The organism is Pseudorhizobium xiangyangii (assembly GCF_020531965.1).
In the GTDB taxonomy this organism is placed as follows: Bacteria; Pseudomonadota; Alphaproteobacteria; order Rhizobiales; family Rhizobiaceae; genus Neorhizobium; species Neorhizobium xiangyangii.
In genome coordinates, this window is sequence record NZ_JAJAWH010000011.1 from 22748 (window position 1) to 38886 (window position 16139).

A 16139-nucleotide genomic window follows, 5' to 3' on the forward strand; every position below is an offset into this window, starting at 1 on the left:
GCTTACACCTCGACCTTGTCTTCGAAAGCCTGGGGAAAATTCTTCCGGGCCAGAGCTTCATTGATTTTCAGTTTCGCTGTGTAGGAAGCAGGATCGAACGCCCTTTCCGCGGCAAGGATCTCCCGTCCGAACAGGCGGCAGAGCCGCTCCCCGTCGAGATTACCACGCTCGAAGGGTTCGGCGCCGAAATACTGCCAGATCGCCTGCACGAATCCGGTATCCGCCAGGGCAACGGTCTGGTCCATGGTCCGGTGGCGGGGCATGGGGACAAGCTTCGTGACCTTGGAATTGGCCCGTCGCAGGGTAAACTGCCACTGCGTGCCGAGAAGGCCTGCCGGGAAGCCACGATGTTTTGGCATTTCGGGAGTTTTTGCCATCAGAAATAATCCGGTCTCATTCTTGGATGGAACATCGCATCACACCTCGAACACATCCTCGAACGACTCCGGAAAGCTCTGCCGCGCCACCTTTTCGTTGATTTGTAGCATGGCTTCATAGGAGAGCGGGTCGAAATCCTTCCCGGCGGCGATCACCTCGCGGCCGAAGAGCAGGTTGAGTCGAGCGGCATCGAGATTACCGCGCTCAAAGGGTTCGTCGCCGAAATGGTGCCAGAGCGCATGCAGGAAGGCGGCGTCGATCCGGTGCTCGGCCATGCCCGGGCGTCCGTGCCGGGGCAAGGTCTTGATCGGTGTCACGCCCTTGGGATTGGCTCGGCGGATGGTGAACTGAACGCCCGTGCCCGGCATTCCGCCCGGGAAGCCACGGTGTTTCGTCATGTCGGGCAGGTTGGCCATCGTTCAGTCTCCTTGCGCTTCTGCGGACCGGTCTTGGCCGATCTTGTCCTGCGTCTTCGTGTCGAAGTCGGAGGCATCGTGGCGCTCGTGCAGTTGCTCGGACGGGTCGCCCGAGGTCTTGTTGACCATGGAGCCGCGCCGGACGGCCGCCCGCTCGCCCACCTGGCTCGTCCATCGTCGGACGTGTTCGTATTCCTCTACCGATAGGAAATCGCCTGCATCATTATAGGCGTCCTTGGCGGCGAGGCGGCCATACCACGGCCAGATCGCCATGTCTGCGATCGTGTATTCGGCTCCGGCCATGTATTCGTGATCCGCCAGATGACGGTTGAGAACGTCCATCTGCCGCTTCACCTCCATGGCATAGCGGTTGATCGCATATTCGATCTTCATCGGCGCATAGGCGTAGAAATGGCCGAAGCCGCCGCCCAAAAAGGGTGCGGATCCCATTTGCCAGAACAGCCAGTTGAGCGCCTCCGTCCGCGTGCGAACGTCTGTCGGCAGGAAGGCGCCAAATTTCTCGGCGAGATAGACGAGGATCGAGCCCGACTCGAAGACCCGCACCGGCTCGCCGCCACCCTTGGGCGCATGATCCATCAGTGCCGGGATCTTGGAGTTCGGGTTGACCTCTACGAAGCCGGAGCCGAACTGGTTGCCATCGCCGATCTTGATCAGCCAGGCGTCATACTCGGAATTGGCGTGGCCGGAGGCCAAAAGCTCCTCCAGCATGATGGTGACCTTCTGGCCATTCGGCGTCGCGAGCGAATAGAGCTGCAGCGGGTGCTTGCCGACCGGCAGGACCTTTTCGTGCGTGGGGCCGGCAATCGGACGGTTGATGCTGGCGAACGCGCCGCCGCTTTCGCTATCCCAGGCCCAGACCTTCGGCGGGACATACCCGGCGGGCAGGTTCTTCTCGGATGGAAATTCGGTGTCGGCCATGAAAGTCGTGTCCTTATTCTCGGGTTCGGCACCCCCGCGAGAGAGGCGCGGAAGCAATATAGGGAGCCGAAGGCTGCGTCCCCAACCTATCGCGGTTACCCTACAGCGGAATGGTGTCGTGCTTCTTCCAGTGCGTCGTCACCTGCTTGTTCCTCAGTGAGGCGAAGGCGCGGGCGATGCGGCGACGCGAGGAATGCGGCATGATCACCTCGTCGATAAAGCCGCGCTCGGCCGCCACGAACGGGTTGGCGAAGCGTTCCTCGTATTCCGCCGTGCGGGCGGCGATCTTCTCCGCGTCGCCGAGTTCCGATCGATAGAGGATTTCGGTCGCGCCCTTGGCACCCATCACGGCAATCTCGGCGGTAGGCCAGGCATAGTTGATATCGGCGCCGATGTGTTTCGATGCCATCACGTCGTAGGCGCCGCCATAAGCCTTGCGGGTGATGAGCGTTACCATCGGCACGGTTGCTTCCGAATAGGCGAACAGCAGCTTGGCGCCGTGCTTGATGACGCCGCCGTATTCCTGCGCCACGCCCGGCAGGAACCCGGGCACGTCGACGAGCGTCAGGATCGGGATCGAGAAGGCGTCGCAGAAGCGCACGAAGCGTGCTGCCTTCCGGGACGAGTCGATATCGAGGCAACCGGCCAGTACCGTCGGCTGATTGGCGACGACGCCGACCGTCTGGCCTTCGAGCCGCAGGAAACCGGTGATGATGTTGCGGGCAAACGCCTCCTGGATCTCGAAGAAGTCGCCCTCGTCGGCCAGAGCGTGGATCAATTCCTTCATGTCGTAGGGCTTGGCTGCGCTGTCTGGAATGAGGGTATCGAGTCGATTCTCGAGACGGGCCGGATCGTCGTGGAACGGCCGGACCGGCGGCTTTTCGCGATTGTTGAGCGGCAGGAAATCAAAAAGCTGGCGCACCGCCTCCAGGGTCTCGATGTCGTTTTCATAGGCAGCGTCGGCAACCGAAGATTTCTTGGTATGCGTGCCTGCGCCGCCGAGTTCTTCCGCGGTGACGATCTCGTTGGTGACGGTTTTTACGACGTCCGGGCCGGTGACGAACATGTAGGATGAATCGCGCACCATGAAGATGAAATCGGTCATGGCTGGCGAATAGACCGCGCCGCCGGCGCAAGGCCCCATGATGACGGAAATCTGCGGGATTACGCCGGAGGCCTCGGCATTACGCCGAAATACTTCCGCATATCCGGCAAGCGAGGCGACACCTTCCTGGATGCGGGCGCCTCCGGAATCGTTCAGTCCGATCACCGGCGCGCCGACCTTCACGGCCATATCCATGATCTTGCAGATTTTTTGCGCGTGCGTTTCCGACAGAGAACCGCCGAGCACGGTGAAATCCTGGGAGAAGACATAGGTCTGCCGGCCGTTGATCGTGCCCCAGCCGGTCACCACGCCGTCACCGGCGATCTTTTGCTCGGCCATGCCGAAATCCACTGCCCGGTGGGTGACGTACATGTCGAACTCCTCGAAGGATCCCTCGTCGAGGAGAACTTCGATCCGTTCGCGCGCCGTCAGCTTGCCTTTCGAATGCTGCGCAGAAATACGGCGCTCGCCACCACCCAGCCGCGCTTCCGCACGACGCTTCTCCAATTCTCCCAGAACTGCGCGCATAGGACCTCCTGAACAGCTTTTCTTCTTTTGTAGTCGCTTGCGACGCCGGCGCAAACCTCCCGTGGCGGGAGTATGTATATTTGTCTTGGGCCCGCATCCGCTACCTTGGTATCACCCGGAAAGAAACTAGATCATTGGGTCATGAAGAAGGAGACCATCCAATGCAGGCACTCGTCCTGGAGGAGAAAGGCGTGCTTTCGCTCCGTGAGATCGACTTGGCCCTCGATGTGGGTCCGGATGACGTGAAGATCGCCATCCACACGGTCGGTGTCTGCGGCAGTGACGTGCACTACTACACGCACGGCGCGATCGGTCCCTTCGTCCTGCGTGAGCCGATGGTGCTGGGGCACGAGGCCGCCGGCACGGTGGTCGAGGTAGGCTCGCAGGTCCGGAACCTGAAGGTGGGCGACCGCGTCTGCATGGAGCCTGGCGTCCCGAACCTCTCGTCGCGGGCGTCGAAGCTCGGGCTCTATAATGTCGACCCCGACGTGCGCTTCTGGGCGACGCCGCCGATCCATGGCGTGCTGGCGCCCTATGCTGTGCACCCCGCAGCTTTCACCTACAAGCTGCCCGACGGTGTCTCCTTTGCAGAAGGTGCGATGGTCGAGCCGTTTGCGATCGGCATGCAGGCCGCGACCCGCGCCCGGATCCAGCCGGGAGATGTAGCAGCTGTGATCGGCTGCGGCCCGATCGGCATCATGGTGGCGCTGGCGGCGCTCGCTGGCGGCTGCAGCCGGGTGTTCATCTCCGATCTCAGCGCCGAAAAGCTGAAGATCGCCGGTCAGTATCCGGGGATCGTGCCGGTTAATATTACCGAGCGGCCGTTCACAGAAGTCATCACAGAACAGACCGGCGGATGGGGTGCGGATGTGGTGTTCGAGGCGAGCGGCAGCCCGAAAGCCTTCGCCGGCATGTTCGATCTCGTGCGTCCGGGTGGCGTCGTGGTGCTGGTGGGGCTGCCGGTCGCCAAGGTGGAGTTCGATGTGGCGGGTGCCATCTCCAAGGAGGTGCGGATCGAGACGGTCTTCCGATATGCCAATATCTTCGACCGCGCGCTGGAACTCATCGCGTCCGGCAAGGTGGACCTGAAGCCGCTGATCACCGGGACCTTCGACTTCGGTCAGTCCGTGGCAGCCTTCGAGCGGGCCGCAGCGGCGCATCCATCCGACGTGAAACTACAGATCCTCGTCGGCGAGGGCTGAACCTCGCCGCTGCGCCTGCATGAAGATCGGCGTCATCATTGCGCTTCACAGGTCGAAAGGAGGGGTCAGTCCGTGTTCTTCGGCAAGTGCCGCAAATGCATCCCGCGTCGCAGGATCCAGGGGCAAGCCGGAGCGGGCGCGCTCCTCGGCAACCTTCCACTCCCGATCGCCGGGCGCCATGACGGTCATACCCTCTCGCGCCGGCGACGTGCGAAGGACCTCCACATACCGCTTGATACCGGTCTGGAAGACCTCGTGGCTGACGAAGGCCCCCGGCTTCAGCGCCAGTACGAAGGCGCCCATGCCGCGCGGAGTGGACATGTCCGGGCCGCCCATGGGCAGGATATCGAAGCTCAGGCGCATGCCTGAAATGACCGCGCTCAGGATTTCCGCAAAGCCGGCAAGACCGGCACCCTTGAAGCCGAACTCTCCGCCGACGGGCGCCAGCATCTCGACGAGCGAGGGATCCAGTGTGTTCTGCCCTGCCTCGTCGGAGGCCACCCCTTCCGGTAAAGGCACGCCGAGGCTGCGATAGAGCTGCACGCGGTTATACGGGACGGCGCTCGTAGCCATGTCGAGAAGCCACGGGTTGTCGTTGTCCACCGGCACGGCGAAAGCGATGGGGTTTGTGCCGTGGAAGCGCATTGCACCATCGTGAAGGCGAACGAAGCTGTCTGAATTGCAGACTGCAAGCCCGATATATCCCTGTTCCGCGGCTGCCATGGCATAGGCGCCGGCCGGGCCGAAATGAGAGCCGTTGCGGATCGACACAGCGCCGATGCCAAACTGGCCTGCCAGTTCGACGGCGTGCTTCATGCCGCAATAGGCGCCAAGCGCCCCGTGGCCATCGTCGGCATCCAGCGAAGCGACCGCGCCAAAGGAGTGGATGATGCGGGTATTGGGACGTCGATTGACGCGGCCGCCGTTCATCACCTTCACGTAGTGGTCGAGCAGTCTCACCCCATGGCTGTCAACCCCATGGCGGGAGCCGTGCATCATCGCCCGGGTGGCAGCATCGGCCGTGGCTTCGTCCGCGCCGATTGCTGCGAACACTTCGCGGCAGAACCGGTCGGTGGCCTCGATCGGGGCATAGACGACATCGCTGGTCTTCGGGTTGGGGGTCGAATTCATGGGGTCTGGTCTCCGCCTGCTATCAAGATCTGTCCGGGCATGAATGCCGTCTCGTCGCTGGTAAATAGATGGCTGCCGCTGCCATTTTCTCCGCTTTGCCGAGCCGGCCATCGGCCGGAAGGCGCGGCGCATCCGACAGGGTAAACAAGATAACGTCTTGTGTGTACAGTATACGTCTTTTTCGCCCTGACAAGTGCCGAGGCGGTGGCTTTGCGGAGGTTTGATGGTTCTTTAGCAAACTGCTAAGTTCGCACCGGGAGGCGAAGTCAGAAGGTCTGGCTTCGGGAATACGGCGCACAGTTGGAGGGATGATGAATTCGGACGGCGAGGCGGGATTGGGCATGTCTACTGTGAAGGCCTTGGGAGGAGCGGTTCCGCGCCTCTATCAGCAAGTTTTCGATATTCTTGCGGGGCAGATCGGGCATGGCGCATTGCGGGAAGGTGCGCGTCTCAGCGAGTCGGCCGTTGCCGAGCAGTTCGGCATCAGTCGCGCACCCGCGCGGCAGGCGCTGGCGGAACTCGAGCGGCAGGGGCTGCTGCTCAAGTCCTCTGGCCGTGGCTACAAGGTAGGCAAGCCGAAATTCCTCGTCACCGCTGCAGTCCAACCCGTTGCGTCGTCCGGCGATGAACTTCGGCTTACCCAGCTTGCGACCTGGTCGCGCATCTACGGAGAGGTAGAGAGCGAGATTGCTGCGCGCACGTCCTTTGCCGGATGGCGGGTGAACGAAACCGAGCTTGCCCGCTTTTATGACGTCAGCCGAACGGTTGCGCGCGATGTCGTGGCGCGGTTGCAGCAGCGGGGCGTCGTGCGCAAGGACGATCGCTCGCGTTGGGTGGCACCGGCCATGACGCCGGACCATGTCGGGGAACTTTATGAGCTGCGCTGGCTGCTGGAGCCAGTGGCGCTTGAAAAGGCTGCCCCTCGGTTGCCGGCCGAATTCCTGACAGGAGTGCGCAAGAGACTGGAGGACGCGACGGCCAACGCTGCCGGCTTGGCTGGACCGGATCTCGACCGTCTTGAAGAAGACCTGCATGTGACGCTGCTGGGCTACTGCAGCAACGGCCCGATGATGCAGGCGATCAGCCTGCCCCAGGCGCTGCTGATCGCGCATCGGTTCCTGTACCGCTGGATGCCACGATTATTTGGTGCCGAGCCGTTTTTGCCGGAGCATATGGAGATCATCGAGCGGTTGGAGGCAGGCAGGGTGAGCGATGCCGCCGACTCGCTTCGGCGGCATCTGCAGATTTCACGGGATCGCGCCATCGACCGCATCGAGAGGGTGACGCGCGAGGTTCACCCCGAAGACCTGCCCTATCTCGAAAAGCTCGACTGAGTTCGCTGGTGTTTTGGACCAGCTTTCAAAAGCGAACAGGCTAGCTCACGGCCAGCTTGAAGAGCTTGTTGCTTCTGTCGATTTTCAAGCCTGACAACATCCCGCTCGCGAAGGCGCCGGTGTCGATGTTGATCCTGCCGGGACAGACCTCTACCTGGCGCACCGGTGTGTGACCGTGGACAATGAGGAAATCGTCACTCGGAGCCGATGCGCCCAGTTCCGGCCTCAGCCACAGAAGATCCTCGTCCGATTGCTGCGCGAGGGGTACCCCGCGACGGATGCCTCCATGGACGAAGGTGAAGTTGGGAACGGACAGCAGCGAGGGGGCTGATCGCAGAAATTCAACATGTTCGGGACTGATGCGGTTCTCAAGAAGCGCCTTCATAGATGGCGCGCTACCTGCAGGATCGAGCCCGAAGGAGCGGAGAGTTTCCCTTCCGCCCAGACGAAGCCAGTGATGGCCCGGATCCGGATGATCCAGGTAGGAGAGCATCAGGTCCTCGTGATTGCCTGCAAGGCAGAACCGTTCGAAGCCGGATGGTGGCGGGCCGAGCAGGTGATCCAGGACCGCGGCGCTCTCGGGGCCCCGATCGATGTAGTCACCGAGCAGAATGATCCACTTTTCTCCGGAGACGGAGGCGGCGTCCTGAACTATCAACTGCTCCATCTTGCGCAGGAGCGGATAACATCCGTGGATATCACCGATGGCATAGATAAGCTCCGGTCGGTCATCGAAGAACAGCTTTGGGCGGGACCGGACGTCCGATGCGCCGCCGCGAAAGGGCAGGCGTTTGATGAGATGCCGGACCATCACGGTGTAACGAGACGTGGAATGTACATGGGGACCAACTTCAACTGACGTGTCCTGCGCTACGCCTATCCATGGCCGCTCTCATAGAGACAATGTGTGGAGGGGTGTTTGTCAAGCGCTATGGAACAAGGAGGGCTTCGGGCGTCGGCACAAGCCCCGACATGTTGCGGCGCTCCTTGACGTTTGGTGCTGCAAGAGGCATTTGACGCTCACATAGAAGAAGCGCGGCACACTGGCCACCAGCCATGCGCCAGAAGTCGCTTGAAAGAGAACACAAGATGGCAAAAGCAACCTCCTCAGCGCCCTCCCAGCGCATGCTTCGTGTTGGCGAACAGGTTCGTGCGGCGATTACCCAGGTGCTTCAGCGCGGCGAAGTGCGTGACGAGCTTCTGGAAAAGACCGTGATTTCGGTTTCGGAAGTGCGGATGTCGCCGGACCTGAAGATTGCGACCGCCTATGTCACGCCGCTTGGCCTGCCGGATCACAAAGCCGTCATCGATGCGCTGAACCGCAACTCCAAGTTCATCCGCGGACGACTGACCGGCCAGTTGCGGCAGATGAAATACATGCCGGAAGTCCGCTTCCGCGATGACACCAGCTTCGACAACTACAAGAAGATCGACGAACTGCTGCGTTCACCCGAGGTCAGTCGCGACCTGGGTCCTCCGGCCTCCGAAGACGAAAAATAAGAAAAGAAGAATGTCCAAACCTCGTAAACCAAAGGGCCGCCCGGTCTCCGGATGGCTGATCCTCGACAAGCCTATCGATTTCGGCTCCACGGAGGCCGTCTCCAAGATCAAGTGGCTGTTCAACGCGCAGAAGTGCGGCCATGCGGGCACTCTTGATCCGTTGGCCTCCGGCATGTTGCCGATCGCGCTCGGCGATGCCACGAAGACGGTGCCCTATGTCATGGACGGGCGCAAAGTCTACGAATTCACCGTCACCTGGGGTGAGGAACGCCTGACGGATGATTTGGAAGGCGAAGTGGCGCAAAGCTCCGACACACGCCCGACGGAGCAGGAAATCCGCGATCTCCTGCCGCAGTATACCGGCACGATCAACCAGGTGCCGCCGCAATTCTCGGCGATCAAGATCGCCGGCGAGCGCGCCTATGATCTCGCCCGGGATGGTGAGGTGGTGGATATCCCTGCCCGTGAGGTTCAAATCTTCCGGCTGACGCTGCTCGGTTGCCCCGATGCCGACAGCGCTCATTTCGAGGTGGAGTGCGGCAAGGGTACCTACGTGCGGGCGCTTGCCCGTGATTTCGGCCGTGACCTCGGCTGTTACGGCCATGTCTCGGCGCTTCGCCGGACGTTCGTCGCGCCGTTTGCGGAAGACCGCATGGTGCCGCTAGCCGATCTGGTGGCGCTGGAAGAGATCGAGGACCGGGATGAGCGGTTCGCCGCACTCGACGCCCACATCATCGACACCTCCGAGGCGCTTTCCAGTCTCCCCCATCTGCCCGTCACGGACGAGCAGGCGCACCGATTGCGAATGGGCAACCCGATCATCCTGCGAGGCCGCGATGCGCCGCTTTCCGAAGCGGAAGCCTATGCGACGGTGCGCGGGCGACTCATTGCGATCGGCGAGATCGGTGAGGGCGAGTTCCGTCCCAAGCGCGTGTTTGGATGACGAAAGAGCAAGCCCCTTCCAATCCGGGGCTGCTTAGGGTATAGGCAGCGCCAGCATTGGATGCCTGGGTAATACTTTCGGCATCGATTTTGCTTTTCACGGCCATGGCTGGACGACATCCCGGCCCTTGGCGACCCCATGATCCTCATTAAGAAAGGACCTGTCCGATGTCGATCACTCCCGAGCGCAAGGCTGCGCTGATCAAGGAATACGCAACTGTTGAAGGCGACACCGGTTCTCCGGAAGTTCAGGTAGCAATCCTGACCGAGCGCATCAACAACCTGACGGACCACTTTAAGGGCCACAAGAAGGACAACCACTCCCGTCGTGGCCTTCTCGCAATGGTTTCCAGCCGCCGCTCGCTTCTTGATTACCTCAAGAAGAAGGACGAAGGCCGTTACACCAAGCTGATTACCAGCCTGGGTGTTCGCCGCTAACGAAATCTGGCGGGCGTCTCATCAGAGGCGCCCGCCATTCTTATTCTTCGGGAAACCGAAGCAATGGCCAGTAGGCCATATCACATGGCGGACCGGATGGCCGGTTTCGCCAAATCAACCGCTGACCTGCCATGGGGCAGGATTGCCGGATGCTTTCGCCAGACCTCGTCGTCTGGCTCGGCGACAGGATGGCTCAGGGCCATCCCTCGAAACGAAAGCCTCCCGTTGTCTTGCCCGTGTCACGTCAACATTTGCGCATGGCCTGCCCATCTGAGGCAAGCAAGCTGCGCTACGAAGGACCAGACATGTTCAATACACATTCTGTCGAAATCGAGTGGGCCGGACGCCCGCTGAAGCTGGAAACGGGCAAGATCGCCCGTCAGGCTGACGGCGCCGTTCTCGCCACCTACGGTGAAACCGTCGTTCTCGCGACCGTCGTTTCCGCCAAGGCTCCGAAAGCCGGTCAGGACTTCTTCCCGCTGACCGTCAACTACCAGGAAAAGACCTACGCTGCCGGCAAGATCCCGGGTGGCTACTTCAAGCGCGAAGGCCGTCCGTCGGAAAAGGAAACCCTGGTTTCCCGCCTGATCGACCGTCCGATCCGCCCGCTCTTCCCTGAAGGCTACAAGAACGACACCCAGGTCGTCGTCACCGTCGTCCAGCACGACCTTGAGAACGATCCCGACGTATTGTCGATGGTTGCTGCGTCTGCAGCGCTTACGCTTTCCGGCGTCCCGTTCATGGGCCCGGTCGGCGGCGCGCGCGTTGGTTACATCAATGGCGAATACGTCCTCAACCCGCACCTCGACGAGATGCAGGAATCGACCCTCGACCTCGTCGTTGCCGGCACCCAGGACGCCGTCCTGATGGTTGAGTCCGAAGCCAAGGAACTCAACGAAGAAATCATGCTCGGCGCCGTCATGTTCGGCCACAAGGGCTTCCAGCCGGTCATCGATGCGATCATCAAGCTCGCAGAAGTTGCCGCCAAGGAACCGCGCGACTTCCAGCCGGAAGACCACTCGGAACTTGAAGCCGAAATGCTGAAGCTTTTCGAAGCCGAACTTCGCACCGCCTACAAGAACACCCAGAAAGCTGAGCGCTACGCTGCCGTCGACGCCGTCAAGGCAAAGGTCAAGGCTCACTTCTTCCCGGAAGGCGTCGAGCCCAAGTACACCGCTGAAGTCATCGGTGCGACCTTCAAGCACCTGCAGGCCAAGATCGTTCGCTGGAACATCCTCGACACCAAGAGCCGCATCGACGGCCGCGACCTGTCGACCGTTCGTGCGATCGTCTCGGAAGTCGGCATCCTGCCGCGTACGCACGGCTCGGCACTCTTCACCCGCGGTGAAACGCAGGCGATCGTGGTTGCCACGCTCGGTACCGGTGAAGACGAACAGTACGTCGATAGCCTCACAGGCATGTACAAGGAGCGCTTCCTGCTCCATTACAACTTCCCTCCCTACTCGGTTGGCGAAACCGGCCGCATGGGCTCCCCGGGCCGCCGCGAAATCGGCCATGGCAAGCTCGCATGGCGCGCCATTCGTCCGATGCTGCCGAGCGCCGAGCAGTTCCCCTATACGCTGCGTATCGTTTCCGAGATCACCGAGTCGAACGGCTCGTCCTCGATGGCAACTGTCTGCGGCACGTCGCTCGCACTGATGGACGCTGGCGTTCCACTGGCAAAGCCGGTTGCCGGCATCGCCATGGGCCTGATCCTCGAAGGTGATCGCTTTGCGGTTCTCTCCGATATCCTCGGCGACGAAGATCACCTCGGCGACATGGACTTCAAGGTTGCAGGTACTGCCGACGGCATCACCTCGCTGCAGATGGACATCAAGATCGCCGGTATCACCGAAGAGATCATGAAGGTCGCGCTTGCCCAGGCACAGGGCGGTCGCACGCACATCCTCGGCGAAATGGCCAATGCCATCTCCGAGGGCCGTTCGCAGCTCGGCGAATTCGCTCCGCGCATCGAAGTGATGAACATCCCGGTCGACAAGATCCGTGAAGTCATCGGTTCGGGCGGCAAGGTCATCCGCGAAATCGTCGAGAAGACCGGCGCCAAGATCAACATCGAAGACGACGGCACCGTCAAGATCGCGTCTTCCTCCGGCAAGGAAATCGAAGCGGCCCGCAAATGGATCCACTCGATCGTTGCTGAACCGGAAGTCGGCGCCGTTTACGAAGGTACTGTTGTGAAGACCGCTGACTTCGGCGCCTTCGTCAACTTCTTCGGCGCCCGCGATGGCCTCGTGCACATCTCGCAGCTCGCGGCTGACCGCGTTGCCAAGACCCAGGACGTCGTCAAGGAAGGCGACAAGGTCTGGGTCAAGCTGATGGGCTTCGACGAGCGTGGCAAGGTTCGCCTGTCGATGAAGGTCGTCGACCAGGCTACCGGCCAGGAGATCAAGAAGGCCGACGGCGGCGAAGCTGCCGAGTAAGGCTTCCTTCTCCGACATCATCGAGGCGCGGGAGAATTTCCGCGCCTTTTCCATTTCTGTCGCTGGAAACAACTCGCCATGAGCCGAGACGCATTCAAGACCCTGTTCCACCCCTTCGCAACCGAGGCGGTTCCCATGCCGGAAGCCGGCGACCGCGTGCTGTTCCTCAGCGCGGAGGCAGGTCAGTTGCCGGAGGGTTTCCATGGCGAAATTACCGCCATTCAGCCTTTCAGGCCACTTTTCCGCGCAATCCGTGAAAACGCCTTTCCGGTGGCGGAGGACCGCGACTACGACGCAGCGCTTATTCTTTGCGGCAAGCACCGCGGCGACAACGAAAACCGCGTCGCGGAGGCGCTGGAGCGTGTAAAGGCTGGCGGCATGGTCGTCATCGCCGGAGGCAAGGAGGACGGCATCCAGCCGCTGCGCAACACGCTCCTGAAGCTCGGCATCCAGCTCGACTACACGCCGAAATATCACGGCGTAGCAATCTGGTTTGCGCGGCCCGAAAGTGTCGAGCCATTGATAGCTGCGCTCAAGAGGCCTTCCGTAATGGTCGAAGGCCGGTTTGAGGCGGCGCCGGGCATGTTCTCGCATGACCGGGTTGATCCGGGCTCCGAACTGCTGGTGAGCCGCCTGCCGACGGATTTTGACGGCAATGTCGCCGATTTCGGCGCCGGCTGGGGCTATCTCTCGGTCATGCTGGCGCAAAGGTCTCCGCGCGTGAATCGCATAGATCTGTTCGAGGCCGACTACCGGGCACTGGAGTTCGCCAAGCGCAATGTCGCCCGCAATTGCCCGGATCTCGAGGCGCGCTTCTTCTGGCAGGATCTTGGTTCGGAGCCGCCGAAGGAAAAATACGACATGGTCATCATGAACCCGCCCTTCCATGAGACGCAGGTGTCCGACCCCGAGCTCGGCAAAACGATGATCCGCACCGCCGCGTCGGCACTCCGTAATGGCGGCAGACTGATGCTCGTCGCCAACCGTGGCATGACTTACGAGCCGGTACTGGGGACGGAGTTCAAGGAAAGCGGGGAGACCTGCCGCAACGCCCGCTTCAAGATCCTCTGGGCGAAGAAGTAGTTCAAACGAAAAGAGGCCCCGCTGGTGACAGCGGGGCCTCTTTCAGTTCTGGGAATGATCTCACTCCACGTCGGCGGTGCGCAGATGTTCGAGGACGGGCAGTGAGGTGATGTTATAGCCGGCGTCCACGTAGTGGATCTCGCCGGTCACGCCGCGCGAAAGATCCGACAGCAGGTACAGTGCGGAGCCGCCGATGTCCTCGATCGTCGCCGTGCGGCGCAAGGGAGCGTTCTTCTGGTTCCAGGAGTACATGGCGCGCGCGTCCGAGATGCCGGCGCCCGCAAGGGTGCGTACCGGGCCTGCGGAGATCGAGTTGACGCGGATGTCCTTCGGGCCAAAGTCCGCTGCCAGATAGCGCACGGAGGCCTCCAGCGCAGCCTTGGCAACGCCCATCACGTTGTAGTTCGGAATGACGCGCGTAGAGCCGCCGTAGGTGAGGGTGAGCATCGACCCGCCATCCGTCATCAGCTCTGCAGCGCGCTTGGCGACCTCTGTGAAGGAGAAGCAGGAGATGACCATGGTGCGGCTGAAGTTGTCACGCGTTGTGTTCGCGTAGAGGCCCTTGAGCTCGTTCTTGTCGGAAAATCCGATGGCATGGACCATGAAATCGAGCTTGCCCCAGCGTTCCTTGATGGCGTCGAACGTGGCGTCGACAGAGGCAATGTCTTCCACGTCGCAGGGCAACAGGAAGTCCGAGCCGACTTCGGCGGCGAGCGGCTTCACCCGTTTGCCCAACGCGTCGCCTTGATAGGTGAAAGCAAGTTCCGCGCCCTGTGAGGCTACGGCCTTCGCAATACCCCAGGCGATGGAGTGGTTGTTCGCGACCCCCATGATCAGGCCGCGTTTTCCCTGCATGATGCCTGTCATGAGTTTTATCCGTTATGACGCTGGAAGACGAGCGTGGCGTTGGTGCCACCGAACCCGAAGGAATTGGAAAGAACCGTATCGATCTTGGCGTTGTCGATACGCTTGCGGACGATAGGAACGCCTTCGAACTCGGGATCCAGCGTCTGGATATGCGCGCTTTCGCCGATGAACTTTTCCTGCATCATCAGCAAGCCGTAGATCGATTCCTGCACACCGGCGGCGCCAAGCGAGTGGCCCGTAAGCGACTTTGTCGACTGGATATGCGGGATCTTGGCTCCGAACACTTCGCGGATTGCGCCGATTTCCTTGCTGTCGCCAACCGGCGTCGAAGTGCCGTGCGTGTTGATGTAGTCCACTTCGCCCTTTACCGTCGACAGCGCCTGGCGCATGCAGCGGATGGCGCCTTCGCCAGACGGAGCAACCATGTCGTAGCCGTCCGATGTCGCGCCGTAGCCGACGAGCTCGGCATAGATCTTGGCGCCGCGCGCCTTGGCGTGCTCCAGTTCCTCAAGAACGAGGACACCGGCACCGCCAGCGATGACGAAGCCATCGCGGTCGGCGTCATAGGCACGCGAGGCGAGTGCGGGCGTATCGTTGTACTTGGTCGACATCGCGCCCATGGCGTCGAACAGGTTCGACATCGTCCAGTCGAGGTCTTCGTGACCGCCGGCGAACATCATGTCCTGCTTGCCCCACTGGATCATTTCGGCGGCGTTGCCGATGCAATGCGCGGATGTCGAGCATGCCGACGAGATCGAGTAGTTGACGCCGTGGATCTTGAACCAGGTCGCAAGCGTGGCCGATGCGGTCGATGACATGGCCTTGGGCACCGCAAACGGGCCGATCCGCTTCGGGCTGTTGTTCTTGATTGTGATGTCGGCAGCTTCGATGAGCGTACGGGTCGAAGGGCCGCCGGAGCCCATGATGATGCCGACGCGCTCGTTCTCGCTGTAGTCCTTCTCCTCGAGACCGGAATCGGCAAGCGCCTGCTTCATGGCCACGTGGTTCCAGGCGCCGCCCTGGGAAAGGAAGCGCATGGCGCGACGGTCGACGAGGTCCGTCGGATCCAGGGACGGCTTGCCCCAGACCTGGCACTTGAAGCCATGCTCTGCGAAATCCGGAGAGGAGGAAATGCCGGACTTAGCCTGGCGGAGAGATTCGGTGACTTCGGCGGCATCGCTTCCGATCGAGGATACGATACCGAGACCCGTGACAACTACCCGTCTCATCTGATGGACCTTTTCTACTCGTTCTGGCCGTTTGGCGGCAGGGCCGCTTAGGCCGTCTTGTCTTTCGACAGACCGACGCGAAGGTCGGCCGCCTGATAAATGGTTTCACCGTCGGCCTTCAGCCAGCCGTCGGCAGTGCCGAGCACCAGTCGTCCGCGCATCACCCGTTTGAAGTCGATGCCGTACTCCAGCAGCTTGGTTTCCGGGCGAACCATGCCCTTGAACTTCACTTCGCCGGTCGAGAGCGCCATGCCGCGGCCAGGTTCACCCAGCCAGCCGAGGAAGAAACCGGTCAGCTGCCACATTCCGTCGAGGCCGAGGCAGCCCGGCATGATGGGATTGCCCTGGAAGTGGCACGGGAAGTACCAGTCGTCCGGACGGACGTCGTACTCTGCGCGAATGTAACCCTTGTCGTACTCGCCGCCGGTTTCGGAAATGTCGGTGATGCGATGGACCATCAGCATCGGCGGCAGGGGAAGCTGCGCATTGCCGGGTCCGAACAACTCGCCGCGACCGCAGCTCAGGATTTCTTCGTAAGAGAAGCTCGACTGTCTTTCCGTCATTAAATTCCGGGTCCCCTTATGCCGATGTCTGACCTTACTATGG

The 16139-nt window shown here is 61.4% G+C and carries 16 protein-coding genes; 7 read left to right on the plus strand and 9 right to left on the minus strand.

The genetic code is table 11. The features are described from left to right. Positions 1-2: 2 nt before the first annotated feature. From LH464_RS11605 to LH464_RS11620, 4 genes are all read right to left on the minus strand, one after another. Positions 3-377: a hypothetical protein gene (locus LH464_RS11605; protein ID WP_226786544.1), complete on the minus strand. Its 375-nt coding sequence runs from the start codon at positions 375-377 to the stop codon at positions 3-5. 39 nt (positions 378-416) lie between these two features. Continuing rightward, positions 417-794: a hypothetical protein gene (locus LH464_RS11610; RefSeq protein WP_226786545.1), complete on the minus strand. Its 378-nt coding sequence runs from the start codon at positions 792-794 to the stop codon at positions 417-419. A gap of 3 nt (positions 795-797) precedes the next feature. Beyond that, a complete protein-coding gene (gene yghU / locus LH464_RS11615; protein ID WP_226786546.1) occupies positions 798-1733 on the minus strand; it encodes a glutathione-dependent disulfide-bond oxidoreductase in 936 nt (311 codons plus the stop codon). A gap of 100 nt (positions 1734-1833) precedes the next feature. Further along, the gene (locus LH464_RS11620; RefSeq protein WP_226786547.1) at positions 1834-3366 is read right to left on the minus strand and encodes an acyl-CoA carboxylase subunit beta; all 1533 of its coding nucleotides are present in this window, start codon (positions 3364-3366) and stop codon (positions 1834-1836) included. Between the two features lie 161 nt (positions 3367-3527). On the opposite strand from LH464_RS11620, the gene LH464_RS11625 reads away from it, so the two are divergent. Further along, the gene (locus LH464_RS11625) at positions 3528-4568 is read left to right on the plus strand and encodes an NAD(P)-dependent alcohol dehydrogenase (protein ID WP_226786548.1); all 1041 of its coding nucleotides are present in this window, start codon (positions 3528-3530) and stop codon (positions 4566-4568) included. A 45-nt stretch (positions 4569-4613) separates the two neighbouring features. Here the strand turns inward: LH464_RS11625 and LH464_RS11630 are convergent, their stop codons facing one another. Next, on the minus strand, positions 4614-5699 hold the full coding sequence (locus LH464_RS11630) for an Ldh family oxidoreductase (protein ID WP_226786549.1): 1086 nt from the start codon (positions 5697-5699) through the stop codon (positions 4614-4616). Between the two features lie 341 nt (positions 5700-6040). Between LH464_RS11630 and LH464_RS11635 the strand changes: the two genes are divergently transcribed. Next, the gene (locus LH464_RS11635; RefSeq protein WP_226786550.1) at positions 6041-7033 is read left to right on the plus strand and encodes a GntR family transcriptional regulator; all 993 of its coding nucleotides are present in this window, start codon (positions 6041-6043) and stop codon (positions 7031-7033) included. 40 nt (positions 7034-7073) lie between these two features. Here LH464_RS11635 and LH464_RS11640 read toward each other — a convergent pair whose 3' ends face one another. Further along, positions 7074-7844, minus strand: coding sequence for a metallophosphoesterase (locus tag LH464_RS11640; protein ID WP_226786551.1), 771 nt, complete (start codon positions 7842-7844; stop codon positions 7074-7076). Between the two features lie 278 nt (positions 7845-8122). On the opposite strand from LH464_RS11640, the gene rbfA reads away from it, so the two are divergent. The 5 genes from rbfA (at position 8123) to LH464_RS11665 (ending at position 13437) form a co-directional block, all read left to right on the plus strand. Continuing rightward, positions 8123-8533, plus strand: coding sequence for a 30S ribosome-binding factor RbfA (gene rbfA / locus LH464_RS11645; RefSeq protein WP_226786552.1), 411 nt, complete (start codon positions 8123-8125; stop codon positions 8531-8533). A gap of 10 nt (positions 8534-8543) precedes the next feature. Then, positions 8544-9476 carry a tRNA pseudouridine(55) synthase TruB gene (gene truB / locus LH464_RS11650; protein WP_226786553.1) on the plus strand — a complete coding sequence of 311 codons (933 nt, stop codon included), beginning with the start codon at positions 8544-8546 and terminating at the stop codon, positions 9474-9476. 167 nt (positions 9477-9643) lie between these two features. After that, positions 9644-9913, plus strand: coding sequence for a 30S ribosomal protein S15 (rpsO, locus tag LH464_RS11655; protein WP_226786554.1), 270 nt, complete (start codon positions 9644-9646; stop codon positions 9911-9913). 305 nt (positions 9914-10218) lie between these two features. Then, complete coding sequence (pnp, locus tag LH464_RS11660; RefSeq protein WP_226786555.1) at positions 10219-12354, plus strand: polyribonucleotide nucleotidyltransferase; 2136 nt, start codon at positions 10219-10221, stop codon at positions 12352-12354. Positions 12355-12432: 78 nt separating this feature from the next. Then, complete coding sequence (locus tag LH464_RS11665) at positions 12433-13437, plus strand: class I SAM-dependent methyltransferase (RefSeq protein ID WP_226786556.1); 1005 nt, start codon at positions 12433-12435, stop codon at positions 13435-13437. Positions 13438-13497: 60 nt separating this feature from the next. Here LH464_RS11665 and fabI read toward each other — a convergent pair whose 3' ends face one another. Genes fabI through fabA form a run of 3 tightly spaced genes read right to left on the minus strand, consistent with a single transcriptional unit; the run spans position 13498 to position 16096 of the window. Further along, positions 13498-14304 carry an enoyl-ACP reductase FabI gene (gene fabI / locus LH464_RS11670; protein ID WP_226786557.1) on the minus strand — a complete coding sequence of 269 codons (807 nt, stop codon included), beginning with the start codon at positions 14302-14304 and terminating at the stop codon, positions 13498-13500. Positions 14305-14309: 5 nt separating this feature from the next. Beyond that, positions 14310-15533, minus strand: coding sequence for a beta-ketoacyl-ACP synthase I (gene fabB, locus LH464_RS11675; protein WP_226786558.1), 1224 nt, complete (start codon positions 15531-15533; stop codon positions 14310-14312). A gap of 47 nt (positions 15534-15580) precedes the next feature. Next, positions 15581-16096 carry a 3-hydroxyacyl-[acyl-carrier-protein] dehydratase FabA gene (fabA, locus tag LH464_RS11680; protein WP_226786559.1) on the minus strand — a complete coding sequence of 172 codons (516 nt, stop codon included), beginning with the start codon at positions 16094-16096 and terminating at the stop codon, positions 15581-15583. Positions 16097-16139 lie beyond the last annotated feature (43 nt).

Coding starts and splice junctions, on each gene's coding strand:
- LH464_RS11605 (WP_226786544.1), bottom strand. CDS start 377: ATGGCAAAAACTCCCGAAATGCCAAAACATCGTGGCTTCCCGGCAGGC.
- LH464_RS11610 (WP_226786545.1), bottom strand. CDS start 794: ATGGCCAACCTGCCCGACATGACGAAACACCGTGGCTTCCCGGGCGGA.
- yghU (WP_226786546.1), bottom strand. CDS start 1,733: ATGGCCGACACCGAATTTCCATCCGAGAAGAACCTGCCCGCCGGGTAT.
- LH464_RS11620 (WP_226786547.1), bottom strand. CDS start 3,366: ATGCGCGCAGTTCTGGGAGAATTGGAGAAGCGTCGTGCGGAAGCGCGG.
- LH464_RS11625 (WP_226786548.1), top strand. CDS start 3,528: ATGCAGGCACTCGTCCTGGAGGAGAAAGGCGTGCTTTCGCTCCGTGAG.
- LH464_RS11630 (WP_226786549.1), bottom strand. CDS start 5,699: ATGAATTCGACCCCCAACCCGAAGACCAGCGATGTCGTCTATGCCCCG.
- LH464_RS11635 (WP_226786550.1), top strand. CDS start 6,041: ATGTCTACTGTGAAGGCCTTGGGAGGAGCGGTTCCGCGCCTCTATCAG.
- LH464_RS11640 (WP_226786551.1), bottom strand. CDS start 7,844: ATGGTCCGGCATCTCATCAAACGCCTGCCCTTTCGCGGCGGCGCATCG.
- rbfA (WP_226786552.1), top strand. CDS start 8,123: ATGGCAAAAGCAACCTCCTCAGCGCCCTCCCAGCGCATGCTTCGTGTT.
- truB (WP_226786553.1), top strand. CDS start 8,544: ATGTCCAAACCTCGTAAACCAAAGGGCCGCCCGGTCTCCGGATGGCTG.
- rpsO (WP_226786554.1), top strand. CDS start 9,644: ATGTCGATCACTCCCGAGCGCAAGGCTGCGCTGATCAAGGAATACGCA.
- pnp (WP_226786555.1), top strand. CDS start 10,219: ATGTTCAATACACATTCTGTCGAAATCGAGTGGGCCGGACGCCCGCTG.
- LH464_RS11665 (WP_226786556.1), top strand. CDS start 12,433: ATGAGCCGAGACGCATTCAAGACCCTGTTCCACCCCTTCGCAACCGAG.
- fabI (WP_226786557.1), bottom strand. CDS start 14,304: ATGACAGGCATCATGCAGGGAAAACGCGGCCTGATCATGGGGGTCGCG.
- fabB (WP_226786558.1), bottom strand. CDS start 15,533: ATGAGACGGGTAGTTGTCACGGGTCTCGGTATCGTATCCTCGATCGGA.
- fabA (WP_226786559.1), bottom strand. CDS start 16,096: ATGACGGAAAGACAGTCGAGCTTCTCTTACGAAGAAATCCTGAGCTGC.